This is a genomic window from Ostreibacterium oceani, from assembly GCF_009362845.1.
Lineage (GTDB): Bacteria > Pseudomonadota > Gammaproteobacteria > Cardiobacteriales > Ostreibacteriaceae > Ostreibacterium > Ostreibacterium oceani.
Genome location: NZ_WHNW01000007.1, coordinates 87533 through 113445, shown reverse-complemented (window position 1 = coordinate 113445; position 25913 = coordinate 87533). Strand labels below are relative to the sequence as shown.

At 45.0% G+C, this 25913-nt stretch carries 27 protein-coding genes; 17 read left to right on the top strand and 10 right to left on the bottom strand.

Going from position 1 to position 25913, the window contains the following annotated elements; translation table 11 throughout:
- Positions 1 to 13: 13 nt before the first annotated feature.
- Together GCU85_RS07045 and GCU85_RS07040 are read right to left on the bottom strand one after the other, a co-directional pair.
- Entirely contained in the window at positions 14 to 1246 is a 1233-nt protein-coding gene (locus tag GCU85_RS07045; RefSeq protein WP_152810476.1) for a CaiB/BaiF CoA transferase family protein, read from the bottom strand.
- Positions 1247 to 1401: 155 nt separating this feature from the next.
- Positions 1402 to 2442 (bottom strand): AbrB family transcriptional regulator, encoded by a 1041-nt coding sequence (locus GCU85_RS07040; protein WP_152810475.1) that lies wholly within the window; start codon positions 2440 to 2442, stop codon positions 1402 to 1404.
- Positions 2443 to 2756: 314 nt separating this feature from the next.
- Between GCU85_RS07040 and GCU85_RS07035 the strand changes: the two genes are divergently transcribed.
- Positions 2757 to 3509 (top strand): tRNA threonylcarbamoyladenosine dehydratase, encoded by a 753-nt coding sequence (locus tag GCU85_RS07035; protein WP_235896247.1) that lies wholly within the window; start codon positions 2757 to 2759, stop codon positions 3507 to 3509.
- An 18-nt stretch (positions 3510 to 3527) separates the two neighbouring features.
- Here GCU85_RS07035 and tsaD read toward each other — a convergent pair whose 3' ends face one another.
- Together tsaD and xerD are read right to left on the bottom strand one after the other, a co-directional pair.
- Positions 3528 to 4550: a tRNA (adenosine(37)-N6)-threonylcarbamoyltransferase complex transferase subunit TsaD gene (tsaD, locus tag GCU85_RS07030; protein WP_152810474.1), complete on the bottom strand. Its 1023-nt coding sequence runs from the start codon at positions 4548 to 4550 to the stop codon at positions 3528 to 3530.
- A 166-nt stretch (positions 4551 to 4716) separates the two neighbouring features.
- Positions 4717 to 5613 carry a site-specific tyrosine recombinase XerD gene (xerD, locus tag GCU85_RS07025; protein ID WP_152810473.1) on the bottom strand — a complete coding sequence of 299 codons (897 nt, stop codon included), beginning with the start codon at positions 5611 to 5613 and terminating at the stop codon, positions 4717 to 4719.
- On the opposite strand from xerD, the gene mobB reads away from it, so the two are divergent.
- From mobB to mutM, 4 genes are all read left to right on the top strand, one after another.
- The gene (mobB, locus tag GCU85_RS07020) at positions 5612 to 6376 is read left to right on the top strand and encodes a molybdopterin-guanine dinucleotide biosynthesis protein B (protein ID WP_152810472.1); all 765 of its coding nucleotides are present in this window, start codon (positions 5612 to 5614) and stop codon (positions 6374 to 6376) included. The two genes, xerD and mobB, sit on opposite strands and share 2 nt — an antisense overlap.
- Before the next feature lie 43 nt (positions 6377 to 6419).
- A complete protein-coding gene (locus tag GCU85_RS07015; RefSeq protein WP_152810471.1) occupies positions 6420 to 7799 on the top strand; it encodes a GldG family protein in 1380 nt (459 codons plus the stop codon).
- The gene (locus GCU85_RS07010; protein ID WP_152810470.1) at positions 7796 to 8581 is read left to right on the top strand and encodes a hypothetical protein; all 786 of its coding nucleotides are present in this window, start codon (positions 7796 to 7798) and stop codon (positions 8579 to 8581) included. The genes GCU85_RS07015 and GCU85_RS07010 overlap by 4 nt, the downstream gene beginning before the upstream one ends.
- Before the next feature lie 133 nt (positions 8582 to 8714).
- On the top strand, positions 8715 to 9617 hold the full coding sequence (gene mutM / locus GCU85_RS07005; protein ID WP_152810469.1) for a bifunctional DNA-formamidopyrimidine glycosylase/DNA-(apurinic or apyrimidinic site) lyase: 903 nt from the start codon (positions 8715 to 8717) through the stop codon (positions 9615 to 9617).
- A 62-nt stretch (positions 9618 to 9679) separates the two neighbouring features.
- Here the strand turns inward: mutM and GCU85_RS07000 are convergent, their stop codons facing one another.
- From GCU85_RS07000 to GCU85_RS06985, 4 genes are all read right to left on the bottom strand, one after another.
- Positions 9680 to 10225: a transposase gene (locus GCU85_RS07000; RefSeq protein WP_152810468.1), complete on the bottom strand. Its 546-nt coding sequence runs from the start codon at positions 10223 to 10225 to the stop codon at positions 9680 to 9682.
- A 201-nt stretch (positions 10226 to 10426) separates the two neighbouring features.
- Positions 10427 to 11071, bottom strand: a complete 645-nt coding sequence (locus tag GCU85_RS06995; protein ID WP_152810467.1) for a hypothetical protein — start codon at positions 11069 to 11071, stop codon at positions 10427 to 10429.
- Between the two features lie 155 nt (positions 11072 to 11226).
- Positions 11227 to 11883, bottom strand: coding sequence for a guanylate kinase (gene gmk / locus GCU85_RS06990; RefSeq protein WP_152810525.1), 657 nt, complete (start codon positions 11881 to 11883; stop codon positions 11227 to 11229).
- A gap of 136 nt (positions 11884 to 12019) precedes the next feature.
- Positions 12020 to 12895: a YicC/YloC family endoribonuclease gene (locus GCU85_RS06985; RefSeq protein WP_152810466.1), complete on the bottom strand. Its 876-nt coding sequence runs from the start codon at positions 12893 to 12895 to the stop codon at positions 12020 to 12022.
- Positions 12896 to 13231: 336 nt separating this feature from the next.
- On the opposite strand from GCU85_RS06985, the gene rph reads away from it, so the two are divergent.
- The 10 genes from rph to cobO all read left to right on the top strand — a co-directional run bounded on the left by rph (position 13232) and on the right by cobO (position 23720).
- Positions 13232 to 14083 carry a ribonuclease PH gene (rph, locus tag GCU85_RS06980; RefSeq protein WP_152810465.1) on the top strand — a complete coding sequence of 284 codons (852 nt, stop codon included), beginning with the start codon at positions 13232 to 13234 and terminating at the stop codon, positions 14081 to 14083.
- Positions 14083 to 14823, top strand: a complete 741-nt coding sequence (gene rdgB / locus GCU85_RS06975) for an RdgB/HAM1 family non-canonical purine NTP pyrophosphatase (protein WP_152810464.1) — start codon at positions 14083 to 14085, stop codon at positions 14821 to 14823. Before rph ends, rdgB begins: the two co-directional genes overlap by 1 nt.
- Positions 14824 to 14837: 14 nt before the next feature.
- Positions 14838 to 15866 (top strand): DNA polymerase III subunit delta, encoded by a 1029-nt coding sequence (holA, locus tag GCU85_RS06970; protein WP_152810463.1) that lies wholly within the window; start codon positions 14838 to 14840, stop codon positions 15864 to 15866.
- Between the two features lie 157 nt (positions 15867 to 16023).
- Positions 16024 to 17691 carry an energy-dependent translational throttle protein EttA gene (ettA, locus tag GCU85_RS06965; protein ID WP_152810462.1) on the top strand — a complete coding sequence of 556 codons (1668 nt, stop codon included), beginning with the start codon at positions 16024 to 16026 and terminating at the stop codon, positions 17689 to 17691.
- Between the two features lie 147 nt (positions 17692 to 17838).
- Complete coding sequence (locus tag GCU85_RS06960) at positions 17839 to 18534, top strand: corrinoid protein (protein WP_152810461.1); 696 nt, start codon at positions 17839 to 17841, stop codon at positions 18532 to 18534.
- Between the two features lie 49 nt (positions 18535 to 18583).
- A complete protein-coding gene (locus GCU85_RS06955) occupies positions 18584 to 19267 on the top strand; it encodes a DUF1638 domain-containing protein (protein ID WP_152810460.1) in 684 nt (227 codons plus the stop codon).
- Between the two features lie 147 nt (positions 19268 to 19414).
- Positions 19415 to 19717 carry a virulence factor gene (locus GCU85_RS06950; protein ID WP_152810459.1) on the top strand — a complete coding sequence of 101 codons (303 nt, stop codon included), beginning with the start codon at positions 19415 to 19417 and terminating at the stop codon, positions 19715 to 19717.
- A 208-nt stretch (positions 19718 to 19925) separates the two neighbouring features.
- Positions 19926 to 20834 carry a dihydropteroate synthase gene (locus tag GCU85_RS06945; RefSeq protein WP_152810458.1) on the top strand — a complete coding sequence of 303 codons (909 nt, stop codon included), beginning with the start codon at positions 19926 to 19928 and terminating at the stop codon, positions 20832 to 20834.
- Positions 20835 to 20930: 96 nt separating this feature from the next.
- Positions 20931 to 22976: an ASKHA domain-containing protein gene (locus GCU85_RS06940; RefSeq protein WP_152810457.1), complete on the top strand. Its 2046-nt coding sequence runs from the start codon at positions 20931 to 20933 to the stop codon at positions 22974 to 22976.
- 96 nt (positions 22977 to 23072) lie between these two features.
- Complete coding sequence (gene cobO, locus GCU85_RS06935) at positions 23073 to 23720, top strand: cob(I)yrinic acid a,c-diamide adenosyltransferase (protein WP_152810456.1); 648 nt, start codon at positions 23073 to 23075, stop codon at positions 23718 to 23720.
- A 109-nt stretch (positions 23721 to 23829) separates the two neighbouring features.
- Here the strand turns inward: cobO and GCU85_RS06930 are convergent, their stop codons facing one another.
- Both GCU85_RS06930 and GCU85_RS06925 read right to left on the bottom strand, forming a co-directional pair.
- Entirely contained in the window at positions 23830 to 24291 is a 462-nt protein-coding gene (locus GCU85_RS06930; RefSeq protein ID WP_152810455.1) for a hypothetical protein, read from the bottom strand.
- Positions 24292 to 24358: 67 nt separating this feature from the next.
- The gene (locus GCU85_RS06925) at positions 24359 to 24715 is read right to left on the bottom strand and encodes a dihydroneopterin aldolase (RefSeq protein ID WP_152810454.1); all 357 of its coding nucleotides are present in this window, start codon (positions 24713 to 24715) and stop codon (positions 24359 to 24361) included.
- Positions 24716 to 24780: 65 nt separating this feature from the next.
- Here GCU85_RS06925 and plsY point away from each other — a divergent pair, with 65 nt between their 5' ends.
- Complete coding sequence (gene plsY / locus GCU85_RS06920) at positions 24781 to 25398, top strand: glycerol-3-phosphate 1-O-acyltransferase PlsY (protein ID WP_152810453.1); 618 nt, start codon at positions 24781 to 24783, stop codon at positions 25396 to 25398.
- Between the two features lie 88 nt (positions 25399 to 25486).
- Positions 25487 to 25885 carry a hypothetical protein gene (locus tag GCU85_RS06915; protein ID WP_218110591.1) on the top strand — a complete coding sequence of 133 codons (399 nt, stop codon included), beginning with the start codon at positions 25487 to 25489 and terminating at the stop codon, positions 25883 to 25885.
- The last annotated feature ends 28 nt before the right edge of the window (positions 25886 to 25913 follow it).

The following is a 25913-nucleotide window of genomic DNA, read 5'->3' as shown; positions in this document are numbered from 1 at the left end:
GATTTATCTATATTCACAGCACACCCTGAGCAGTGAGCGCTTCGATTTGCTGCGGTGTATAGCCCAATGACTGTAGAATGGTCATATTATGCTGACCTAATTGTGGTGGTGGCTGGTTTGCCCCTGTGGTTTGCCGATCGATACGATAGCCAGTGCCCGCCAATTGCAAGGTTCGCCCAGTCGGTTCGACAGGCGCAAAAGTACGGATAAATTCTCGGTGCTGTATTTGTTCCAGTGCCAGTGTTTGCGGCAGTGATAAGACGCAGCCTGCGGGTACGCCAACTTTATTGAGTGCCTGTTGCCATTCGGTGGCTGACTTTTCGGCTAATGCCGACTCAATCGCTGTGGTGAGTGTTTCACGGTGTTGTATTCGTTGGTAGCGGTCGGCAAATTCAGGTTGTTGAATGAGTTCTGGGCGACCGATGACGTGACAAACGGCTTCGAATTGTGCTTGTTTATTCGCCGCAATATTAAGGAGCCCATCGCCTGTTTTAAATGTGCCCGAAGGGCTGTTGGTAAAGTTATTATTGCCCATACGCTTGGGTGGTTGGCCAGTGGTTAAAAAATTTGACACCACCCATCCCATGGTTGCAAGGGTCGAATCTAGCATGGAGACATCGATGTAGCTGCCTGTTTTTTCTACTGCGTGTTTATTATTTGGGTGGTGGTGCATGGCACGACCAGCAAGACAGGCGGCGATGGCAAATGCGGCCGTCATTCCCCCGACCGTATCAGCAATCGGATAGCCAACCCGATACGGCCCTGAGTCTTCATCGCCAGTGATATCCATTATGCCAGATAAGCCTTGGATAATTTGGTCGTAGGCAGGTAATTCGTGCATGGGACCGTCTTGGCCAAAACCAGAGATAGCGCAATAAATAATGCTAGGGTTGATTTGCGATAGGGTATCGTAGGATAAATCAAGTCGTTCCATAACGCCTGGACGGAAATTTTCAACAACGACATCAGCGCTGCTGACCAGTTCTTTAAATAGCGTTTTGCCGTCTGGCGTTTTGAGGTTGATAGTGAGCGATTGCTTGCCGATATTTTGTGCTAAAAATGAAGCCCCCATATTGACGGCATTTAATGCCTCATCGGCACCCAGTTTTCTGGCCAAATCACCAATACCTGGCGTTTCGATTTTGATGACTTCTGCGCCTAGGTGCGCAAGCTGTTGACCACAAAATGGCCCTGCCAACACATTAGTCAAATCGAGTACGCGAATATTTTTCAGCGGTGATTGCATGAGTTTTTATTATTCCATTGTTTTTAAAGATTATTAATTTATCATGGTGCTCGAATTTTTGTATATCTGTTATAGCATCCTGTGATAGGCGGGTCAAGCGGTTTTTTGTTTTCCCGTTATTTTTGTCGCCATTTGAATGACTGTATTGGGTGGTTTTATACCTTATGGTTGGTTTTTTTTAGCAAAAATCGTGCTAACAGCGGTGCCCCTAAGATAACCAGTAAAATGCGCAGCAAATGATGCAATACAATAAACCCTAAATCAGCGCCTGCAACGATGGCTAAAATGGTCATCTCTGCTTGTCCGCCAGGAGAAAAAGCCATGATAGCCTCTAGCCAAGGCACGTTACCGATAGCGTGTGCAAGTAGCGCAAAAAATGCCGCAATCGTCGTCAATATCAGCGCAAATAGCGCGCCAGCGGTGATGTCTTTTTTGATTTCTTTCAGCGTAATGCCTTGATAATGCATGCCAATGCCCATGCCTAAAAAGAATTGAGCAACCAGGATGGCTTCGGATGGCGGGCGATGATGCAAAATGTCGCCCAATGACAGCACTAACGACAAAATCAAAGGCCCTAGAATGGCGGCGCCAAAAAGCCTGATTTTTTCTCCACCTTTCCAGCCGATTATTGCAACGACAACCATAATAGCCATCTCATGCCAAGGGAGTTGCGACGCAGATTGACCAATCGGCGCATCAAGCGAAATGTCGTTAAAATAGGCGAGAAAAAACGGGACGATGGTAATGATAATCAGCATTCGCGTTGCGTGAATTAATGATAGCGCGCGCGCATTCCCACCTGCTGCTTGGCCAAAAATAATCATATCAGATGCGCCACCTGGCATCGCAGCATAAAAGCTCGTGACACGATCATAACCAAAAAAACGCTGATAAAAAGGCACACCAATCGCGCCGATGAGTATGATATAAATCGGAATGAGCAATAATGTAAATGCCATTTGACTGGCTTGCTGTAATATAGCGGGTGTAATGGCTGTGCCAACGGCAATGCCCAAAACCGTGCGTGCACCAATAGAAAAGGGTTTCATGCCTTGTAATTTGACACCAAGCAATGAGGCGATTAAACACGCAGACATAGGGCCAAATAAAAAGGGTAGGGGTAAAGCCAACCAGTAAAACAAACCCACGCCCATCAGCGATAGGAGTAGCGTGAGTAGTCGTCTAGTTGTTATCATGTGTTTATAGGTTTTTTATAAGCTATTGGTATGTTTTTATTATGTAATTTTGTCGCTTGATTGAAAGTAGCGGTTGACGATTGACGATTGACCATTAATTAGGTCTATAATACGCGCTTTTTAGTCACAAAACATCGTTTTTATCGGTCATAACAAAAAATAACAGGTAAATCGCAATGGGCAGGGATAAGCTGAGTGGCTTAGACTTGCGCGGTGACTGAATTCTGTGGGATTTGGCATTCTGTGGGATTTGCCTGTATATTTGTCTTTATAATTTGCATCGTATTCGGTAGAATTGTCGATATTATTTGTTCATGAGATCAATCACCATGCCAACACGCCATGCCAGAACAGAAATCCTCCTTGGGAATGACATACTGCCTTATCTCCGTCAGCAGCATATATTGGTCGCTGGTATTGGTGGTGTTGGTGGTTATGTTGCTGAAAATATTGCACGGGCTGGTATCGGAGAAATAACGCTGCTAGACCGTGATGTGGTGGCAATGTCTAATATTAATCGCCAGATTGTCGCGTTAGAATCAACGTTTGAGCAAAAAAAAACCGACGTGATGAAAGCCCGTATTGCGGATATTGATCCAAGCATTCGGGTACACGTGATTGACGAATTTATGAATACCGACAATGCTGAGACAATCGTTAATTCGACAGCGTTTGATTTTATCGCAGACTGTATTGATACGATTGCGTGCAAAGCGCAGTTGGTTTATGCGGCGCAACAAGCCAATATCCCGATTATATCGGCAATGGGTGCAGGCAATTGCTATGACGCTACCCGTGTTCGCGTCGCCAAATTACACAAAACGCAAGGCTGTCCTTTGGCACGTGAAATGCGTCGCCGCCTTCGCGCGTTGCGAGCAAGCTTGAAATATCCTGTTGTTTATACGGATGAAACGCGATCCAAGCCTTTTGTTAATCATATCACCAGCACCAATTACAACGAAAAAGCAACCAATGGCACGATATCCTATATGCCCGCGATGATTGGTGTTATGTTAGCAGGTGAGATAATGAAAACGCTAATTGATTCGGCCAAAGCGCCAGGCTAGTGGTAGATTACTTGCAGACTAGCTACAGCTGGGTGGGCAGGGTTTAAGTGCCGTTAATGGCCATCTTGCTTGGCAATCAATGCGATAATCTTTGTTGGCTTCGGCTAATCGCATAGCGCCCGCATGGGCAATCATCAAACCGTTATCAGTACATAAATTTTGTGGTGGAATGTGCAGGCGAACTTGATTGGATTGACAGTAAGCTTCAATCTGTTGGCGTAAGGCACGGTTTGCCCCAACCCCGCCTGCAATGACTAGATCTTTGGCGTTGGTTTGTTTGAGGGCACGTCGACATTTTATGGTCAACGTATCAATAACCGCCGCCTGAAAAGCCGCCGCAATATCAGGATGCGCGCTGGGTGGTGCTTGCTCAATCAGTAGGCGCACTTGCGTTTTTAACCCACTAAAACTAAAATCCAGCCCAGCCCGTTGCGTCATGGGGCGCGGTAGTTGATAGCGGGTTGAATCGCCTGTGTCTGCCAGTGCCGCTAGTTCTGGACCGCCAGGATAGGGCAGCCCCATGAGTTTGGCGGTTTTGTCAAAGGCTTCGCCCACGGCATCGTCTAGGGTAGTGCCTAAAATATCATAGTCACCAATGGCGTTGACCAATACCATCATGGTGTGACCGCCAGAGACCAATAACGCCAAAAATGGCAAAGCAGGGGGGCTAGGATTATCTAGTAATGGGGTTAGCAAATGTCCTTCCATGTGGTGTATTGCGATACTAGGAATTGATAACGAAAACGCAAGCGATTGTGCAACGGCACTGCCGCAAAGCAGTGCGCCTAACAGCCCAGGCCCTGCGGTATAAGCGACAGCATCTAACGCACTAAGCGAAATGCCAGCCGTTTGTAAACACGTATCAATCAGTGGAATGGTGCGGTTGATATGATCGCGTGAAGCCAGTTCGGGCACGACACCGCCGTATTGTCGGTGAATGTCAATCTGACTAAATAACTGTTGTGCGAGTGTGCCGCGTTCGGTGTCATAAACGGCGATGCCTGTTTCGTCACAGCTGGTTTCTATACCGAGTATTATCATTGGACTTTGCTAAATAAATGGAAAATAGATATTGACACAGGATACTGCGTTTTTTGGCGATGTAAAGATTAACCTTTGCTATTGTTCGTCACTGCGTGTGGCATTGGGGTTTGATGCCATTATTGCAGTATGACATTATTGCAGTATGACATTATTGCAGTATGAGCTAACCGCGCGGGTGGTGTTCGCCGTGCAAGGTTTTTAGCCGTGCCGTCGCAACATGGGTGTAAATTTGTGTGGTGCTGATACTGCTATGCCCCAATAAGAGTTGCACAATACGCAAATCCGCCCCATGATTGAGCAAATGCGTGGCAAACGCATGTCGTAGTGTGTGTGGTGATAACTCTGAATGAATACCCGCTTGATTGGCATAGCGTTTAATGGCGTGCCAAAACGTTTGTCTGGTCATGGTTTGTCCACGTTTGGACAAAAATAACGTATCGCATGCTTTTTGATTAAGCAAAGCGGCGCGGATATCAAGGTACTGTAGCACCCAGTCGTGGGCGTGTTCTCCTAGGGGTAGAATACGTTCTTTGCTGCCTTTGCCCATCACTTTTAAGACGCCCGCATTCAAATCAAAATCATACAGCCGAATATTAATCAGTTCGCTCACCCGTAACCCAGTCGCATACAGGACTTCTAGCATCGTGCGGTCACGTAGCCCGATTGCCGTAGTGCAGTCAGGGGTGTTTAGTAACAATTCGACATCAGATTCGGTGAGCGTTTTGGGGATGGTGCGGCGTGGTTTACTGTGGGCGAGCTGCGCAGTTGGGTTTTCGCTTAGGTGATTTTCTTTGACTAAATAGTGATAAAATCGTCTAATGGTGCTTTGCATACGTGCGTTGCTACTGTGTTTAATACCCTCATTGATGCGCGAGAGCAAAAAATTGGCGATATCATCAGGGCTGGCACCAGTAACCGTTTGCTGGGCATTATCCAAATATTTAACAAAAATACCTAAATCATTATGGTAAGATTGGCAGGTATTTTTTGATAAATTTTCGACACGCTGCAAATGCAATATAAAATCTTCAATCAATCGTTGGTTGGCTAATTCACTCATGAGCGTTATGATACCACAGTACAAAGGCAATCGTTTGCCTTTCCCGTTGCTGGGGCTAATGGCGAGAAGCGGCACGGGGAAAACGACCCTATTGTTGCAAATTATACCAAAGCTAAAAGCACACGGTCTACGCATTGGTCTCATCAAGCATACGCACCACGGTATTCAATTTGACAATGCAGGGACCACCCAACGCGCCTTTGCGAGTGGGGTGGATGTATTGGGCTGTGGTGAGGGTATTTCGTTCGCGGAGTGGCATTATGACGATGCAGCGCGCGCGTTTGACCAAGCCATCAACCATTACCAGCAGCTTGCCTATCAGCAAGCACGCTCAATTGATTTATTGTTAGTCGAGGGGTTTAAATCGTTGGATTTCCCCAAAATTGAACTGCATCGTCGCGCGTGTCAAGCGCCACTTTTTGCGCCGTCGGATCAACGGGTTATCGCCCTTGCAACTGATTGCCCTGAGTTACTTGCGCTGGGAATAAAACGAAAGCAGCGAGAACAGCAAAAACAGCAGGAGCAGCGAAAATCATACGAGATGCAGCGAATCCTACAAAAAACGACAGAAAGCACTTTGCGGGCTGACTTGCCCAGTGATTTGTTAGGTGATTTGTCAGGTGATTTATCAAGTGATTTGTCAGGTGATTTGCCATTGGAATTACCCGTGTTAGACTTAAACAACGCCACAGTTATTGCTGACTGGATTGCCCAAGACTTCCTGCCTAGATTTGACTATGCATCTCAGTCTAATTGTGTTTAGTGGGCGAGGCTGGCTGATGAAAATAACCAACAGGAGTTAATTGATGAGTGCTTGGCGACGACAGAATACGGTTTTTGTTTTGCTGTTATTTGGTCTTTTTATAGGGATTGGGCTATTGGCGATTTATTACGATAAACGCTATGATTTGACGCAAAGTCAACGTAATAGCTTGTCAGAAATGAGCATTGAAATGATGGCGCAATTAGACGCACCATTAGAGATTATCGCTTTTGTGCGCGGCAACCCACAAACACAAACCTTAATCCGCGAAATGATTGCGCGTTATGCCGAACATGGTGAGGTTGACTTGACGTTTAAAAATCCGGATGCGGCACCTGATTTAGTCCGTCGGTATCAAATTAGTCGTGATGGGGAGCTGGTATTGCAGTACCAAGGCAAAACGGCTTATGCATCAGACTTGAGCGAGACAACGATTACACGGGCGATTTATACGCTATTATCCCAGCGCCAATTTAATGTGTTTTTTGTGACAGGGCAAGGTGAGCGTAGCCTGGGTAAACGTAGCCTGGATGAACGTAAATCAAGTTATTCGCAACTAGTTGAGCAGCTATCCGATACAACCCTGCGCTTTGGACAAATTGATTTACAAGGGTTAGATACGCTACCGCAAAATATTGATTTACTCATTATCGCGGCGCCCACGCGCCCTTATCCTGACCACGCCAAACAGCACTTGATAAATTATTTGGCTACGGGGCGCCCGCTTTTGTGGTTATTTGAGCCTGATAGCATCCCCATCGATTGGCTGGCTAATGAATTGGGTGTCAATGTATTGCCACAGACGCTACTTTCTCAATCGGGCAAAAAGTATGGCTATACGCATCCGACTTATCTCGCGATTGAGCCTAGTCTTTCGATGCGAGAAAACACGCCTGTCTTTAGTGATATTGATACGTTTTTATTGCTGCCCAGTGTTGCACCGATTGCTGTGCCGACTGTTGCGCCGACTGCTGCACCGATTGCTGCACCAAGCCATAATATCAACGGCGCTTGGCAGACGTATCCATTTTTAGTCATCGATAAAGACGGGGATAATCTCTTGCTACAATCAATGCAAAACGAAATCACACAGGCTGAGTCATCCCCGATTATTGGCGTTGAGTCACAGCGTGAGTACATCATGCAAAATCAAGCCACGCATAAACAATCGGTGGTGATGATTGGCGATGCAGATTTTATGAGCAATCAATTTTTGGGCATCGGGCAAAACCGAGATTTTGCCGAGTCCTTGATTCGGCGATTGGTTGCCCCAGATGCGAGCTTTATCCAAATCGCAAAGTCATTGCCTGAACCAGTGGTTATCGCCGAAAAAACACGGTCGCTATTGGTGCTGATTTTGGTTGTGATAGCGCCGCTAATCGTATTGATTAAGGGCTTTGTTATTCGGAGGTGGCTACGATGAATTTAACACAAGTCATGGCACGTCGCCGACGATTGAATCAATCCTTATTTGTGGTGTTTTTTGCGGTAATGCTTTGGGTGGGTTGGTTGTTTTATGCTGAAATAACCACCATCGATGGGCGCCAACAACGCATTACACAAACTAGCCAAATCACCATTGTGCGTGAGCAAAATACCGTGACGCTTAAAAAACAAGATGGGCAATGGCAGCTGACCTCGCCTAGGGTGGATAAGGCATCTGATGCCGTTGCAGAAGCACTGTTGACGAAACTAATCGCCGGTTGTGAGCCGATATCTAACGATGCTAACAACCCAAATAACGAGATAGCAGTTGAGTTTTTTGCCGATATCACACTAGGTGATGAGACTATGCCTTACCGCATTGGTGAACTCAACCGCGCCAATGAAAAAATCTATGTTGCGCAGGGGCAGCAGTGGTATTTTTGTGATCAATTGCTGGCAGCAATTGCGCTAGCGCCTGCGATTAAATTTATCGATAAGCAGTTATATCAAGGCGAATTACAAAAAATTGTCGGCACGTTTGGCGCGATTGAAGCACTGGATGGCATTGATTTATCGGTGCTGGATATCGCGCCTGCCAGCGAAGCGGCGTTAAACGCCTTTGCACTAGCTAATTTACGTTTTGTGACAGACCAAGGCGAAGCAAATTATACCGTCATTGCAGGCGACAATCCTGCGCATGTATTGTTGCTTGCCAAGGAAAAATCGATCATTTATGTGATAGCGGCGCACCCTAGTCTGCAACAGATTATCGGTAATTAATACAAACTGATTTGGTCAAAGCTAACCTATCGAAAAACCAATCTGTCAGAAACCAGTGTACTATACGCTAACTAATTAACCAATTGATTAACCAGTCTATAAGCCAGTCCATTAACCAACCTACTAGCTAACGATGCCAGAGTTACCCGAAGTACAAACCACCGTTTCAGGAATTGCCCCGTATTTAGTCGGTCAGACGGTGCATGAATTGACGTTTTTCCGCGAAAATCTACGTTATCCTCTTGACACTAATTGGATAAATAAGGTGTCTGATAAAACGATTGTCTCGGTCTATAGGCGTGCAAAACTGATTGTTATGCAGCTTCAAAATGGCGTGGGTGACGGAAGTGATAACGCAGAGGATAATGCGGATGATAATGCGGATGATAATGCAGGCTATTTAGTTTGGCATTTAGGGATGTCGGGTAGCCTAAGGATAGTAGATGGCACTACACCGAAAAAAAAACACGACCATGTGGCGTTAGTCGTTAGCCGTAGCGCTGATTCAAACCCAAACCAATCAACCGTCATTCGCTTTCACGACCCTAGACGATTTGGCTACCTAAAATACTATGACACCGCGGCCGCCTTTTACGCCGATATTGCGCATTGGGGGGTTGAGCCACTAGATGATGTGTTTGATGGCGCGTATTTGTATGCCAAAACGCGGCAGAAAAAACAGTCGATTAAAAACACCATTATGGATCAATCAATCGTCGTCGGTGTGGGTAATATTTATGCGTGTGAAGCATTATTTATGGCTGGCATCGCACCGCACCGAGGCGCCAATCGTATCAGCTTAGTGCGTTACGAACGCCTAGCGCAGACGATTAAAGCCGTGCTGTTAGCGGCGATTGAGCAGGGTGGCACAACACTACGGGATTTTGTGAATGCAGAGGCGAATCCTGGATATTTCCAGCAAAAGCTTTTGGTCTATGGTCGACATCATCAACGCTGCCACGTTTGTCATTCGTTGATTTTGTCACGCCAGCTTGGTGGACGCAATAGCTTTTATTGTCCTGTGTGTCAGACGTAATCAATCGACAAGTTAGTGTAGTAGTCAACACTTAATTTGACGGACAGTATCATTTTGTCAGATTAAGTGTTGACTACTACAAATGATGGGCATTGCCAGCACGACCTATCGTCGTTGGAAACCCGTTGATTCAAAGACGGTATTCGTCGATCAACGTCCAACCGCCTTAAAGCCGCCGCCTCCGCCAAGTCCTTGTTTTTACGACGTAATTCTCGTTCAAGCGCCTTTTTGTTTTGCTGTAAATCGCGCACTTGTGCGCGTACCACCTTTGGGTCAACCACGTCTTTTTCCATCGCGTGCAAACAGGCGTCTCGCCACTCATTGACTTGTTTGGGATATAACCCTTTTTCTCGACAATACGCGGATAATTCATGCGCATTCATGGCTTGTGTTTCAAGCACAACGGTCAATTTAGTTTGACGATTGAAGTGGGCTGAGTGGTTTTTATTTGGCATAAATGCTCCCGATTTTTTCGCTTGATCTCTCCAAGCATACAACGTTTTATCGCTGATGCCTTCTTTTCTAGCTAAATCTGCGATTGAAATTAAATCAGGGCTTAATAACTTTACTAAAATCGCTTCTTTTCGTTCAGGTGAAAATTTTGGCATCGTTTAAATCCTCTGCCGCCCCCGTAAATTTACATGCTGCAACTAGCCTGACGGTGGGGGAAAATGCTAATTCTGAACTACCCTATAGCTTATAACAAAGTTATTTCCTTGGTAACGGCGCTCTGTAACCGTTGAGCCATCAGAGCCAATTGGACCAACAAAATCGTGTAGTGTCATACTTTGCTGCATTATGTTTAGTTATTAAGGTAGCTGATAGTCCCATAATATATATGTCATGGCAAGCATAGAAATTAATGCAAATAGCGATAGAGTCGCAAGAATCCAACAACGAATTTTATACCACTTCCTATATAGCCAAGGGTAAAGATAGGCAATATTAGGGTTTTTAGGGTAATAATAGACATCTATCTGTTGACCAGCTAGTGATTCAATCTCGTTAACATCGAATAATCTGTGTATATGATCTAATTCATAGTCATTTGGGTCAGCAGGTGCTATTAAGTCATTAGAAATTATTGGCTCTAAGAAGATGATACTGTCGTTTAACTTACCAATACCTATTTTCTCAGGAGAAAATTTGTCGTTAGTATACCTATGGTTGTTAATAGAATAGGTATACTGAAGCGTCGGTATTAAAATTTTTCCCGTATGCTTGTGCAGGTTAACAAACTTAGTATCCCAAGAAAGAGTTGATGCTTTTCCTTTTGTTATTTCTAGGGATTTCTCAATGAAATAAAAAAAATAAATATTTCTTCCATAGTAATAAAAGGCTAATAAGCAAAGAATGATAAAGAATATCAATATGCCCTTTATTACTATATCAAAGTAAATGACCAGATTTATATAGATAGCGACTATAAGCAACAGTTTAATAAAATTTTTCATTATGTACACCAGTTCTTTATATTATTCATTCTGCTAATAATAGCACCCGATAAATATTACCTTGGTAACTACGATAACCATTAGCTGTGTATTTCCAATCGTTTGATTTTAATTTGCGACAATAATTTTGCTCCATGAATTGAGAGGGTTTGTCGTTAAATAGACAGTAGTTTATCAATTAATTCGGTATGTTGTTGGGCTTGTCGTGGTTGGCTAAGGCGGTTGGCACGGATAATGGTGATGATGTCTTGCAGTGCATTATCAAAGTAGTCATTAATCACCAAGTAATCGAATTCTACATGATGGGTGATTTGCTCGGGTGCTTGTGCCATGCGCTTTGTGATGATTTGGTGGTTGTCTTGCCCTCGGTTACTGAGTCGCTTTTCTAGTGCGGCAATATCGGGGGGTAAAATAAAAATACTTTTCGAGTGCGGGCGTTTTTGCCGTATTTGGCGTGCGCCTTGCCAATCAATAGTCAGTATGACATCATTGCCGTTATCTAAATGTGTATTGATGAAACTTGAACTGGTGCCGTAGTAGTTATCAAAGACTTGTTCATATTCGAGCATATCGCCACTATCAATTAAGTGTTGAAAGGTCATTAAGTCAACAAATCGATAATCAACACCATCTAACTCGCCAGGGCGTTGAGGGCGGGTGGTGAATGAGATGGAACGGACAAGATGGGGCAGTTTGTTTATCGCTGCCTCCACTAGTGAGGTTTTTCCGCCGCCACTGGGCGCAGCAACGACCCATAATTGTCCCGTCGATAGCGCATTGAGTTGCTTTGGCGGTCGTGAGTGATTTGGCATATTCATATTGATAGTCGCGGTTTTAATATGGTTTTAACTGTGGTTTTAATATGGATGGATGCGGCTTTAGGTCAATGGCTACTTACAGGTTAATTAGCCCGTTTAGCGATGCTTGCTCCTATCTCCATTTCTATTTCTATTCGATATTTTGCACCTGTTCCCGAATTTGTTCAAGTAGTACTTTTAATTCGATAACATGCGTGCTTAACTCGACGTGCTGAGATTTTGCGCCGATGGTGTTGGCTTCTCGATTCATCTCTTGGATAAGAAAATCCAGTTTTCGCCCTTTGGGTTCTGCGGTGTTAAGCAGTGTTTTGGTTGATTGGATATGGCTACGCAGGCGATCGATTTCTTCGGTGATATCCATTTTCTGTAAATAATAGATAAGTTCTTGCTCAAACCGACTTTCGTCAAGGGGAATGTTGGCTTGTTTTTGCATAAGTTCAGTTAGTTTTTGGCGCAGTAATTCACTGCGCGCTGTGCTGGCTAGGTGGGCGTTCTCAATCAATGCGTCAATGTGGTGGTCAATGCGAATAAGGCGAGATTCAATGTGTTGAACGAGTTGTGTGCCTTCTTGCTGGCGCTGTGCCATTAGCGCCGTGATAGCCTCTGATAAGGCGGGCATCAGCAACGAAGCAATCATTTCGTTGTCAATCGGCTGCCGTGTCAAGACATTGGGTAGACCGAGTAATTCCGCCATGCTTAATGGGGCTAAATTGTAGCGGTTAACTAACGGCTGTGTTGTTTCGATAATATGATTAACGGCGGTTTGGTCAACCGTAAAGTTGGTTTGATTTTGTGTTATCCACTGAACGGAACACTCGATTTTACCACGGTTGAGCGCTTGGGTGATTTGCTTGCGAATATCCATCTCAAAAGATTTGATACAATCGGGCAGACGAAAATGAAGGTCAATATATCGGCTGTTAACTGACTTTAATTCAATGATACACTGGGCTTGGTCGTTGTCACGTTGGCTACGGGAAAATCCCGTCATACTGTAAGTTTTCATGATGTTGTCGTCGGTTTTGTGGTCAAAAGTAGGTTTGCTCAATTCGGTTTGCTCAATTAGGCTTATTTAATTGGGCTCTTTTAGTTAGTTTAGTTGGTTATTTTTGGCGATTAATTTTGTTGAATAATAGATTGATGTAATCACCTAATTTTGCGCTAAAGCATACCACAAAATGCCGCGTTTGATGGGGTTTGTTTTTGCCTCGTACACAGACAGCGCTAATTCTAAAAGACAAGGCCGCCTCATCTCTGATACAATAGATAACACAAAAAACAAGCCAAAAAATAAATCAATGTGTACTGCGAATAATCGTATACGATAGCACGTGGAGGTGCCATGCAATCAAACCAACCTACCAGTCAAAACACCACTGATAGTCTATTAGAAAATGCCCCAAATAATACGGCGAGTATAGCCTCTGTAGGGGCATCTGTAACGGCACCTGTAACGGGCAATCTGCAAAATACGCAGCGCCCCAGCCACAGACAAGCGGATGAATTACGTCGCATTCAGTTTACCCGCCAGTACACGATGCATGCTGAGGGTTCTGTGCTGGTTGAGTTTGGGCAGACAAAGGTGATTTGTACTGCCTCGGTCGAAGAGCGCGTTCCACCTTTTTTAAAAGGGAAAAAACAAGGTTGGGTGACAGCTGAATACGGTATGCTACCACGTGCCACCAATACCCGAAATATTCGTGAAGCCGCCAAAGGCAAGCAAACAGGACGAACCATGGAGATACAACGATTGATTGCCCGTTCTTTGCGGTCCGTGGTTGACTTGTCGCTACTGGGCGAGCGAAGTATCACCATAGACTGTGATGTCATCCAAGCCGATGGCGGAACACGAACAGCCGCCATCAACGGTGGGTTTGTCGCCTTGGCTGATTGCATCAAAGTATTAATCGCGAATAAAAAAATAGAAAAAAATCCATTGCTTGGTCAGGTGGCGGCTATCTCAGTCGGGGTTTATCAAGGGTTACCTGTGCTAGACTTAGATTATGCCGAAGACAGTTGTGCCGAAACCGACATGAATGTGATTATGAACGAGCACAAAAAATTCATCGAAATACAAGGGACAGCCGAAGACCGAGACTTTTCACGTGAGCAGCTCAATGCCATGTTGGCGTTAGCCGAAAGTGGTATTGGTCAGATTTTGGTCGCACAACGCAATGTGTTAGGATTGGCTTGATGCAAACTACCCACACTTCTCAGGCTACTCAGGCTGCCCAAGTTACCCAGGCTAGCTTTAATCAATTAGTCCTTGCCTCAGATAACGCAGGCAAACTACATGAATTAACCGCATTACTTAGCCCGCTGTCGATTCAGGTCATTGCACAAGCGGATTTAGGCGTGGCCGCAGCCGAAGAAACGGGTACAACGTTTATTGAAAATGCGTTGATTAAGGCAAAACATGCCAGCGCGTTGACAGGATTGCCCGCGCTGGCCGATGACTCTGGGCTAGTGGTTGATGCGCTGCACGGGGCACCAGGTGTTCATTCCGCGCGTTATGCAGGCGAGCCTAAAAGCGACAGTCAAAATAATGAAAAGCTATTACAAGCCATGCAGCACCAATCAAATCGGCGAGCGCAGTTTGTCTGTGTATTGGCATTGTGCTGGCATCATGAACACCCGCTGCCGCTTATCGCGAGTGGGCAGTGGCAGGGCGAGATCTTGACGGCCCCCAGCGGTCATCATGGGTTTGGGTATGACCCTTTGTTTTATTTGCCAGCGCTCAAACGCTCGGCGGCAACACTGACGACGGCCGAAAAAAATCAATATAGCCATCGCGCGATTGCGTTAACTCAATTGATAACGCAGCTTAATCAGATGCCGCTCAATCAGGCGCAGCTCAATCAGACACAGTCCATAGCAGGCGGGCAGGGCACGAATGACGAAAAAATCTCACCGCTTGGCATTAGTAACGATTAGGTGGTTAAAACGCGATGCCAGATAGCCAAGTTTTTAATACACAATTAATCGAATGCGTTAATCACGCGAAGCAATATGAACTAAAGCCCCGTTATTTATTTTATGGGAAATCCGCGTTTTTGAGTGACGAAAGCGCCCAGCTACTTGTGAATAATGCCAAATCCCAAGGCTACACCCATCGCGAGATTTTTTATATTGATGCGCGTGGCAAACTCGCGCCTATTCGCGATAGTCTGCAAAGCCCAGGATTATTTGACCCTTTAAAGATAATTGAAATTCGATTAGAAACAACCAAACCGACCAAAGCCATCGGTGAGGGATTAATCGACTTGGCACAGCGCCTACAAGATACACCGCAACGCCAAATACTAATCATTCAGGCGGGTGAAATAGATAGCAATACACTCAAGACGGCTTGGTTCAAATCCCTCGCAGGGGGTTGTGAGACGGTAGTTAGTCAAGCGGTTTATGCGACTGATTTGCCCAATTGGATTAATCGCCGAGCAAAACTCGTTGGGTTGACACTAACCAGTGATGCCGTTCGTAAAATCGTGAATTTTTCACAAGGCAATATTTTATTAACCGCACAAATGCTAAGCCAACTAAGCCACGGGGAATATAACCATCCGCTGACTGAAACTATCATAGACGACTTATTTTCGGCGCATCCGATTTTTAATGTTAACGACCTCGTTTATGCGCTCTTTATGCGCCAGCCAACTGCAATCAACATCGTTGAAAAATTAAAGACAGAAAATGTCTCGCTGGTGTTGATTGTAGCGACGCTATACCGAGAATTTGAGCTGATAGAGCAATTATTACGAACGAATTTGTCTTTTGCCAAGGCGTGTCAGCATTACCGCATTTGGGCGACGCGACAAAAATTGTACCAACAGGCGCTACAGCGATTTTCAAGCGCCACGGTATGTGCGTTGTTACAACAGCTTTCGCGACTAGATAGAATGAATAAAGGTCAAGAAAAAGGCAATGGTTGGTTAGTGTTACAGCACATGGCAACGACCGTTGTCTGTCATAAAGCATAAAAATAACGATTTCTGTGTGAAATGACTAGGCAAAACGCAGTGGAGTTAATAAAATACCACGTAAATGAAACATCACGGATGCGTAAGTACGTGGTGAATTACCATGAAACAATGCAAATAAAGCAATTAAAATAAAGCAACTAACGATGGGGTGATTATGGCGCAATATGTTTATACCATGCAAGGCGTTGGTAAAGTGGTGCCGCCTGGCAAACATATCTTAAAAGACATTTATTTATCGTTTTTCCCGGGTGCGAAAATTGGTGTGCTAGGGCTTAACGGGGCGGGTAAATCGACCTTATTGCGGATTATGGCAGGGATTGATACCGATATTGTTGGAGAAGCGCGACCCCAACCAGGGCTAAATATCGGTTATTTGCCGCAGGAGCCCGAGTTAGACCCTGATAAAACCGTGCGTGAAATCGTCGAAGAAGCAGTGGCAGAGTTAAAAGCGGCCCAAGCTGAGCTTGATGCTGTCTATGCGGCATACGCTGAGCCAGATGCGGATTTTGATGCGCTCGCCGCACGCCAAGCCGAATTAGAGAATTTACTCAGTGCCACCGATTCGCATAACCTAGAGCGCAACCTTGATATTGCTGCGGACGCCCTACGTTTACCAGCATGGGATGCAAAAGCAGCCAATTTATCCGGTGGAGAAAGACGGCGTGTTGCGCTTTGTCGTCTGTTGTTATCTAAACCTGAAATGTTACTGCTCGATGAGCCAACGAACCATTTGGATGCGGAGTCAGTGGCTTGGTTAGAACGGTTTTTGCATGATTACAGCGGCACAGTCGTTGCGGTCACGCACGATCGTTATTTTTTGGATAACGTCGCCGGATGGATTTTAGAATTAGACCGTGGGCAAGGAATCCCTTGGGAAGGTAATTACAGTTCTTGGTTGGCGCAAAAAGAAAAACGCTTGGCGACCGAAGAAAAACAACAAAGCAATTTACAAAAAACCATCGCCCAAGAGCTAGAATGGGTCAGACAAAACCCCAAAGGGCGACGCGCCAAAAGCAAAGCGCGACTGGCAAAATTTGACGAATTATCGAGCCAAACCTTTCAAAAGCGTAACGAAACGCAGGATCTTTACATTCCGCCCGGCCCGCGCTTAGGAAACAAAGTCGTCTTGGCTGACGGATTGCAAAAAGCCTTTGGCGATAAAATATTGTATGAGGATTTGTCCTTTAATTTGCCGCCAGGGGGAATTGTTGGGATTATTGGTCCAAATGGCGCGGGTAAGTCCACGTTATTTAATTTAATGGTTGGTGCAGCGCAGCCTGATGCTGGCACGATGGATATTGGAGAGACGGTTCAGTTTGCCTATGTCAACCAATCCAGAGACAGCTTAGACGACACAAAAACCGTGTGGGAATGCATTTCCGATGGACTAGATAATATTCAAGTTGGCAATGTGCAGATTAATTCAAGAGCCTACATTAGTCGCTTTAACTTTAAAGGCAGCGACCAGCAAAAACGCGTCAAAGATTTATCAGGCGGTGAACGCAATCGACTACACCTGGCGCAGTTGTTAAAATCAGGCGGTAATGTATTGCTGCTTGATGAGCCAACCAATGATTTAGACGTCGAAACCTTGCGCGCACTCGAAGAAGCCTTGCTAATCTATCCTGGCTGTGTTGTGGTCATCTCGCACGATCGGTGGTTTTTAGATCGTGTTGCGACACACATTTTGGCGTTTGAGGGTGATTCAAAAACGGTTTGGTTTGAAGGCGGGTATTCCGACTACGAAGAAGATAGGAAAAAACGCCTAGGAATCGACGCCAATCAGCCGGTTCGGATTAAATATAAAAAATTAAAAACCTAAGTTAGCAACAATACAGTAACACAATAGCGTAAATAAACCGAAATTGTCGCATTCACATTAATGGCAGTCGTAAAAATGCTATTGTTTTTGTCATATTTCGGTAACCTTAGCAATTAGATGAACAACATAACCTGAGAGAATAAAATTATGTCAGAAGAATACGAAGATATTATCCTAGACGACCTACCTGATGATGAGCTTGTTGAGCAAATGTTCGATGACCTTTATGACGGGTTACGCGAAGAAGTCGTTGAAGGAACCGAAATTTTATTAAAGCGCGGCTGGTCGCCTGATAAAGTCCTAAACGAAGCATTAGTCGGCGGGATGAATATCGTAGGTATTGATTTTCGTGACGGGATTTTATTCGTGCCTGAGGTGCTAAAAGCCGCCAACGCGATGAAAGGCGGCATGGAAATCTTACGTCCACTACTGGCTGAGACTGGTGCAGAAACCATTGGTAAAATCGTCATTGGCACGGTCAAAGGGGATATTCATGATATCGGCAAAAACCTCGTCTCTATGATGTTAGAGGGCGCTGGTTTTGAGGTGATTGATATTGGTATTAACGTGCCCGTTGAAAAATACTTAGAAGCCATCGAAGCGCATAAGCCTGATATTTTGGGTATGTCTGCTTTGTTGACTACAACGATGCCTTATATGAAAGTCGTTATTGATACGATGAAAGAGCAGGGTATCCGTGATGATTATATCGTGTTGGTCGGTGGTGCGCCACTAAACGAAGAGTTTGGTGAGGCGATTGGCGCGTGCGCGTATTGTCGTGATGCGGCGGTAGCGGTTGATGTCGCCAAAGACTTGGTGCTTAAGCGCCGTGCAGCAGCCTAACTCATCCAAAAATCGTAACGAAAACTGGCTATTGAGGCGGTGAAAACTGATGGAACACATCACTAAACCGCCGGCCACATTGCCCTATGCCAATCCATATGCCAATCATTCACTGGTTATTGCTTGTGGGGCGTTGGCGCACGAAATTGAAGCAATCAAACGCCAACAACCGCTCCATTTTGACGTCAAATGCCTAAACGCCAATCTACACAATTACCCTGAGCGCATTCCGTCTAGCGTAGAAAAACTCATCGTTGAGAATTTGACGCACTATCAGTCGATTTATGTCGCCTATGCAGACTGCGGCACAGGCGGACGATTGGATGCGATGCTAGATAAGTATGGTATTGAGCGCTTGCCAGGCGCGCACTGCTACGAATTTTTTTCGCCAGACACCTTTGCAAGTATTAGCGATGACGTGTCTGATTTGGGGACGTTTTATTTGACCGATTTTTTAGCACGTCACTTTGATCGATTGGTTATGCAAGAGTTAGGTATTGCTCAAACCCCAGAATTACGCGACATGCTGTTTGGGCATTATCATCGGGTCTTGTACTTGATTCAAAATCCAAACAAGCATTACCGTGAACAAGCCAAACACGCCGCACAACAGCTCGGGTTAGCGTACGAAGAAAAAATCACCGGCTATGGGCAGCTTGATACGCAGTTAGTGCATTGGCATATTAACAAACCAGCACATGTTAACGTAAACGTGGCACAGCCTAAAAAATGATAAAACAATAAATGATAAAGCAAAAATAAAGTCTAACTTAGTCGCAGTCAACCTGTGTTGTGGTGTTTGATTAATAGGTTAGCGCTTGATAGGTTAACGCAATAACAGCAAGGTAAAACGATAAAACGACGAAATAGGAGATAACCAATGAAACTAACGATTATTAAGTGGCGTGATATACCAACACAGGTCATGATAAAAAAATCGCGAAAAGAAGTCGAAAAAGCCATGCTGTCTGCTCGTTTTATGGAGGCGGTGGATACCGCAGCGATGGTTGGCGGTGCAGCGGATACTGATGCTTATCTAAACGATTGGCATAATGAAGTCATCGATATCCCAGATGGTGATATGCAGGCGGCGGTTGTTGCGAAAGTTGAGCAACTAGAAAGCGAATTCACACAAGAAATCTTATCCGCAATGATTCAAAATAGCGGTTACAACAACGAATGAATAGTAAAAATTCCAACGTGGCGGTCCAGCGTGGCGCCCATACTTAGCACCCATACGTAGCGTTTGTACAGCGTATTTATACGTAGTACTCAGACGCAGCGTACGAAACAGTTACTGGATATAAGTTAATTTGATTTAGTTTTTTATTAGCATTATTTAGCATTTATTACATTAATATGACATTACCGCGTCGGCGGCAGGAGTAAACATGACACATACCATCATTACCTCGGCTTCAAAGGAAGTCATTATTGGGTTCGATAAGCCTTTTTGTATCATTGGCGAACGTATCAACCCAACAGGACGAAAAATGTTAGCCGAAGAAATGAAAAACGGGGATTACAGTCGTGTAGAAGCCGATGCTTTGGCGCAAGTTGCTGCGGGTGCGCATATGCTAGATGTCAACGCGGGTATACCGCTTGCCGACGAACCAAGAATTCTAGCCGAAGCCATTCGTCGCGTGCAAGCAGTGACAGATGTGCCGCTTGCCATTGATTCGTCGATTATCGATGCATTGGAGGCTGGGCTGTCGGTTTACCAAGGTCGTGCTTTGGTGAACTCGGTGACAGGTGAAGATGAGTCATTGGAACGTGTCTTGCCACTAGTGAAAAAATATGATGCGTCGGTGGTGGCCATTTCAAATGACGAGACAGGTATTTCACAAGATCCTAACGAGCGTTTAAAAGTTGCCAAACGCATTATTGAACGGGCGGCCGATCATGGTATTTCGCATGACCGTATTGTCGTTGACCCGCTTGTCATGCCGATTTCTGCGATTGCGACAGCAGGCAGACAAGTCTTTGCCATGCTCAAAGTGCTCAAAGAAGACTTCAAAGTCAATACCACTTGCGGTGCATCAAATATTTCATTTGGATTACCACACCGTCGTGCCATTAATGCCGCATTTTTGACGACTGCGGCAAGCTATGGAATGACATCTGCAATTATGAATCCGCTGCATAGCGAAGACGTGGTTGCCGTTCGTGGCGCTGACGTAATGAACGCAGTTGACCCAGATTGTCGTAGCTGGATTAGCAATTACCGTGAGCCAGCGCCAGAAGGTGCCGATGCAGGTGCTAGAGGCGGGCGTGGCGAACGCCGCCGCCGCCGAGGATAGTTGGTTAACAGATTGTCTATAGATGGCGTACAGATAATCTGAAATAATCCCAAAGCCCTTGTATTTATCCATTATTTTATTAATTATAGAGCATTCATGGCACATAAAGTCGCATTCAGCCCATCGGGTTTAAAAGGTGAAATCGCAACCGACACTGACTTGTTAGAAGCGGCACGTCAGTTAGGTGTTGCGATTGAGTCAACTTGTGGGGGTAATGGTCAATGTGGAAAATGCCAAATTCAAATTTCAGAAGGCGAATTTTCCAAGTATGGTATCCACTCAACCCTTGACCATGTGAGTCATTTTACGCGGGCAGAGAAATCGCACCAACAGACAGGCTACCTCAGACCTAACTGTCGACTGGCGTGTTGCACCAAAGTCAGGGGTGATTTGGTGATTGATGTCCCCAGTTTTTCACAAGCCCAACAACAAATGGTCCGCAAAACCACTAATGTTTCGGGGCTTGCCATTGTTCCCAAAATCCAGCTGTATCGAATCGACGTCGCCGAACCAAATATGCACGATCAAGATGGCGATATCCAATTGGTCAAAAAAGCCCTGTGGTTTGAATATGGGTTAACGGATTTAACGGTCAGCTTTGCTGTACTGCAAAAAATACACGCACAACTAACCCAGTCAAAGCGACACATCGCTGTCGCCGTTCGTGATAATGAAATCGTTGCTGTCTTTGATGGGCGCATCGATAATGATTCGCTATATGGGGTTGCTTTTGATGTCGGTTCGACAACGGTGGCCGCGCATCTACTGGATTTACAGTCGGGGAAAGTCCTTGCATCTAGTGGTAAAATGAATCCGCAAATTCGTTTTGGAGAGGATGTTATGGCACGGGTTTCGTATGTCATGATGAACCCCGAAGGGCTGGGTGCAATGAACCAAGCCGTCACCCAGACAGTGACCGAGATTATTACAGCGCTAATTGATGAAGCGGGTATTGAGCGCGCGCGCGTATTAGAGTGTGTCTTTGTTGCCAATCCTATTATGCACCATATTTTATTGAATATTGATCCCGTGCCGCTCGGACAGTCGCCTTTTGATTTGGCAACCAACGAGTCGTTATATGTGCCAACCAACGCATTAGGAATTGATGTCAATGACCATGCGATGGCCTATATTTTACCCTGTATCGCAGGCCATGTTGGCGCCGACGCGGCATCGGCGCTGTTATCGGTCAATCCCGTGCAATACGCGGGTTGGACCTTGATTGTGGATATTGGGACGAACGCAGAGATTATTTTAGCGAATGACAGCAGAGTTTATGCGTGTTCATCGCCGACAGGCCCTGCTTTTGAGGGGGCGCAAATTAGCTGTGGTCAGCGCGCAGCGGTTGGCGCAATTGAGCGAGTTGACATTGACAAAGCAACCTTAGCCCCACGATTTAAAATTATCGGCTGTGACTTATGGTCAGACGACCCAGCGTTTGCCGCCGCCACCGCCGATATTCAAATTACGGGCATTTGCGGATCGGGCATTATCGAGGTCATGAGTGCGTTATTTTTGGCTGAAATTATTAACGAAGATGGCGTTTTTGACGCAAACCTCGCAGAAAAAACTGACCGCGTTTTTGCCCAAGGCAGAACGTACGCTTACAAACTGTATGCGGATGAAACACGAGTGATTAGCGTAAGTCAAAACGATGTACGCCAAATTCAGTTGGCAAAGGCCGCGTTGTATGCAGGTATTAAGCTATTAATGGACAAGGCGGGCATTACGCAATTGGACGATATCTTTTTGGCGGGCGCTTTTGGTACGCACATTGACACCAAGCACGCGATGGTACTAGGGATTATTCCCGACTGCCAATTAGATCGTGTTAAATCCATCGGTAATGCGGCTGGCGATGGCGCGATTAAGGCGTTGCTTAGCACAGAGGCGCGCGAGGATATTGAAACGGCGGTGCGTAAAATCTATAAAATTGAAACAGCCATCGAAGAAAAATTCCAAGTTTATTTTATCGATGCAATGGCATTACCGAATAAAAGCGATGCGTTCCCTGCGTTAGCCAAAATCGTTGATTTACCAGTAGCAAATAAAGATCGACCTTCAGCGTCTGCAGGAGATAGTGATAGTCGCGGTGGAGACAGCGGCAATCGTCGCCGTCGCCGTCGCCGAGAACCCAGTTAACTCAGAAACGATAAGCTAAATGGCAATTGATGACAAGGCAGTGCTGCAGTTTGATTCAACATTGATAACCCCACAGATAAACCCACAGGAAATTTAATGAGCACAAATAACGAAAATTCCATTGAGACGTCGCAACCGAACGAAACGACAGGAAAAAGCGACAAGCACAAAACCAAAATGCAAAAACTCAAATCCGTGGTTGATGCGAGTATTGCCGCTGCTGATAAGGAGCAAGGCATTATTATTTTGATGACAGGTAATGGCAAAGGAAAATCCAGTTCAGGGTTTGGTTCGGCAGCGAGAGCATTAGGGCACGGACACAAAGTTGGTGTCGTGCAGTTTTTGAAAGGGGAGTTTACGACAGGCGAGTTTTTGTTTTTTTCGCAGCAGCCTAATTGTGAATACCATGCCATTGGTGATGGGTTTACTTGGAATACCCAAGACCGCGATAGCGACATTGCAACGGCAAAAAAAGCCTACGCCCAAACCGAAAAATTTTTACAAGACGAATCAGTCGACTTGGTCGTGCTCGATGAAATCACCTATATGTTTAAGTATGACTACTTGCCCATCGAGCCGTTTTTAACTGCGTTAAGACAGCGCCCAAAAATGCAAACGGTCATTATTACTGGGCGTGGCGCCAAACCCGAATTAAAGGAAATCGCTGATACGGTCTCTGTGATTGATGATGTGAAACATGCCTTTCGAGCAGGGATTAAGGCACGACCAGGCGTGGATTGGTAGCGTAGTCGCTGGAAAACCATAGACTGGGTATGCATCACAAGCCTTTGACTACGAATTTTTGCTGATTTCAGTTGGCTTCAGTTGATTTTAGTTGCCTAGTTGTCTAAGGCTATGGGCACAAAATACTTACCCAGCGATTAGGCGTGTTGTTTCGATAGCATTGGTAGGTCTCTTGGATGCTTGTCGCGTGTAGTTGCCCTGCGTGCTGAGATAGGGTTATTTTTACCTTTCGTGCTTTGAGCGAATCATCTAATAATTCATTTTCGAATAATTCAATCGCAGTCGTGTTTGCATCGATGCGTTTTTCCGTTATCTGATTAGCTGATTGCCCCTCTGTCTCTGTTGGGGTGTATAGTTGCATGATAGCTTTTGCTGTGGCGGGCTGTTTTGATTTAGACAGCGCTGCATTGAATTGCGATAAGGCGTCACCGCCCATGATACGCCAAGCTGTTTGGTTTGCGTGAGTTTCATGCACTTCGCTATAGCCTTTTTGTGCAGGGTATAAGCGTTGGCAACCTATTTGTAGGCTCGTTAACGCCAGTAGCGTAATGAGAGTACGAGATAATTTCATCAATACGTTAAAACTTGGTTGTGGTGTTAGCTGATACTTGTTTTGCAATGCATAGATTTAATTACACTTAATTGGCCTTGCGATAAATAGCGACGCCGACTTGTTGAGTCAAAGTGATAGCGCCAGGCTTTTGTATGCGTAAATGGACGCCTGTCAGCGCGAAATTAGCGAATAATTCAGCCACTAGGCGCTCGGCAAAGCTTTCGAGTAGTTGCACGTTAGTGCGTCTTGCAAACGTATCGATAAAGCGGCTAATGGCATCGTAGTCTAATGCGTCTTTTATGCTATCGCTGGCGGCGGCGGCGCGGATGCAAGTCTCTAGCTGTACGCTGATAATGAGTTTTTGTGGTGCCGCCTTTTCAAAATCGTGAATGCCAATCACCGATTGGGTGGGGATATTGTCGATAAAAATAATGTCGGTCATGTTTTTCTACAAAAAACGCTAAGATTGCGTTATTATGACACACCTTTGAAACATTTTGAATCGGTGTGATTGATTTAGCGGTTTTCTTATTCTTTATCCTGACAGGACTTTTTGCTGGCTATTTGTTTGGCTCAATTTCTTGTGCCATCGTTGTTTGCCGTTTGCTAAAACTACCCGACCCCCGTCAACAAGGCTCTAAAAACCCAGGCGCAACCAATGTGATGCGTCTAGGCGGTAAAAAAGCAGGGCTATTAACCTTTGCAGGCGATTGCTTAAAAGGCGTTATTGTTATTCTATTAGCACGATTACTAACTGATAATCAATGGGTTATTGTGGCGGCAGCTTTGGGTGCGTTTATCGGGCACTTGTACCCGCTGTATTTTGGCTTTAAAGGTGGCAAAGGCGTGGCAACCTACGTCGGTATTATTACGCTGCTGCAACCGTTGTCTTTGGTCGTGTTTGGATTGACTTGGCTGCTACTAACCTTTACGCTGGGCTATGTCTCTGTCGCCTCACTCGTTGGTGCATTGGCGGTATTGTTAAGCGCTTGGTGGTTAGGCTACACTAATGCGGTATTGACACTTTTTGTTATTATGACGGGGATAATGTTTATCCGACATCGGCAAAATATCATTAATTTGATGAACGGCACCGAAAATAAAATTCGTCGAAAACAGCGTTGATATAGCACGATAGCCTACAAAAACTGACTACTAAAAAGCTTAAAAAAAGCGAATTTTTTAATGTCGGCATCCCAGCTATAACGAATATGTGAATGAAATGTATAAAGTAGATTTTAACTCAGTTAAATTGATCGCTAATAATATCAACATAATAAAAAGTAAAGAGTTTTTACTTGCGACCTTTTTATTTATTGTGCCAATACATGTTGCTATGATGGGAATGCAGGTCTATTTTCGTTTTAAGGGTTTGAATTTATTATTACAAACTTTAACCACTAATCTGCTGATGCTTTTTTTGGGTTATGCTCTTATTGGATTTGTCTCTCATCTTGTATGCACAAATAAAAATTGTAAGGCTGATACAGCTTATAATAAAAAGAATATGATAATACTTGGTGTTATTTTAATCCTATACGCATGGATTATTACATGGATTTCATCTTTTGTTTTGAAAGAGTTTATTCTGCCTTTGTTTTATGGCTTATAGCCTGTAAAAATTTGCCTTTGTCTTTTCG

Bases quoted from the DNA above. Each gene is read 5' to 3' on its own strand.
- GCU85_RS07045 (WP_152810476.1), bottom strand. From the start codon at position 1,246: ATGCAATCACCGCTGAAAAATATTCGCGTACTCGATTTGACTAATGTG.
- GCU85_RS07040 (WP_152810475.1), bottom strand. From the start codon at position 2,442: ATGATAACAACTAGACGACTACTCACGCTACTCCTATCGCTGATGGGC.
- GCU85_RS07035 (WP_235896247.1), top strand. From the start codon at position 2,757: ATGAGATCAATCACCATGCCAACACGCCATGCCAGAACAGAAATCCTC.
- tsaD (WP_152810474.1), bottom strand. From the start codon at position 4,550: ATGATAATACTCGGTATAGAAACCAGCTGTGACGAAACAGGCATCGCC.
- mobB (WP_152810472.1), top strand. From the start codon at position 5,612: ATGAGCGTTATGATACCACAGTACAAAGGCAATCGTTTGCCTTTCCCG.
- xerD (WP_152810473.1), bottom strand. From the start codon at position 5,613: ATGAGTGAATTAGCCAACCAACGATTGATTGAAGATTTTATATTGCAT.
- GCU85_RS07015 (WP_152810471.1), top strand. From the start codon at position 6,420: ATGAGTGCTTGGCGACGACAGAATACGGTTTTTGTTTTGCTGTTATTT.
- GCU85_RS07010 (WP_152810470.1), top strand. From the start codon at position 7,796: ATGAATTTAACACAAGTCATGGCACGTCGCCGACGATTGAATCAATCC.
- mutM (WP_152810469.1), top strand. From the start codon at position 8,715: ATGCCAGAGTTACCCGAAGTACAAACCACCGTTTCAGGAATTGCCCCG.
- GCU85_RS07000 (WP_152810468.1), bottom strand. From the start codon at position 10,225: ATGCCAAAATTTTCACCTGAACGAAAAGAAGCGATTTTAGTAAAGTTA.
- GCU85_RS06995 (WP_152810467.1), bottom strand. From the start codon at position 11,071: ATGAAAAATTTTATTAAACTGTTGCTTATAGTCGCTATCTATATAAAT.
- gmk (WP_152810525.1), bottom strand. From the start codon at position 11,883: ATGCCAAATCACTCACGACCGCCAAAGCAACTCAATGCGCTATCGACG.
- GCU85_RS06985 (WP_152810466.1), bottom strand. From the start codon at position 12,895: ATGAAAACTTACAGTATGACGGGATTTTCCCGTAGCCAACGTGACAAC.
- rph (WP_152810465.1), top strand. From the start codon at position 13,232: ATGCAATCAAACCAACCTACCAGTCAAAACACCACTGATAGTCTATTA.
- rdgB (WP_152810464.1), top strand. From the start codon at position 14,083: ATGCAAACTACCCACACTTCTCAGGCTACTCAGGCTGCCCAAGTTACC.
- holA (WP_152810463.1), top strand. From the start codon at position 14,838: ATGCCAGATAGCCAAGTTTTTAATACACAATTAATCGAATGCGTTAAT.
- ettA (WP_152810462.1), top strand. From the start codon at position 16,024: ATGGCGCAATATGTTTATACCATGCAAGGCGTTGGTAAAGTGGTGCCG.
- GCU85_RS06960 (WP_152810461.1), top strand. From the start codon at position 17,839: ATGTCAGAAGAATACGAAGATATTATCCTAGACGACCTACCTGATGAT.
- GCU85_RS06955 (WP_152810460.1), top strand. From the start codon at position 18,584: ATGGAACACATCACTAAACCGCCGGCCACATTGCCCTATGCCAATCCA.
- GCU85_RS06950 (WP_152810459.1), top strand. From the start codon at position 19,415: ATGAAACTAACGATTATTAAGTGGCGTGATATACCAACACAGGTCATG.
- GCU85_RS06945 (WP_152810458.1), top strand. From the start codon at position 19,926: ATGACACATACCATCATTACCTCGGCTTCAAAGGAAGTCATTATTGGG.
- GCU85_RS06940 (WP_152810457.1), top strand. From the start codon at position 20,931: ATGGCACATAAAGTCGCATTCAGCCCATCGGGTTTAAAAGGTGAAATC.
- cobO (WP_152810456.1), top strand. From the start codon at position 23,073: ATGAGCACAAATAACGAAAATTCCATTGAGACGTCGCAACCGAACGAA.
- GCU85_RS06930 (WP_152810455.1), bottom strand. From the start codon at position 24,291: ATGAAATTATCTCGTACTCTCATTACGCTACTGGCGTTAACGAGCCTA.
- GCU85_RS06925 (WP_152810454.1), bottom strand. From the start codon at position 24,715: ATGACCGACATTATTTTTATCGACAATATCCCCACCCAATCGGTGATT.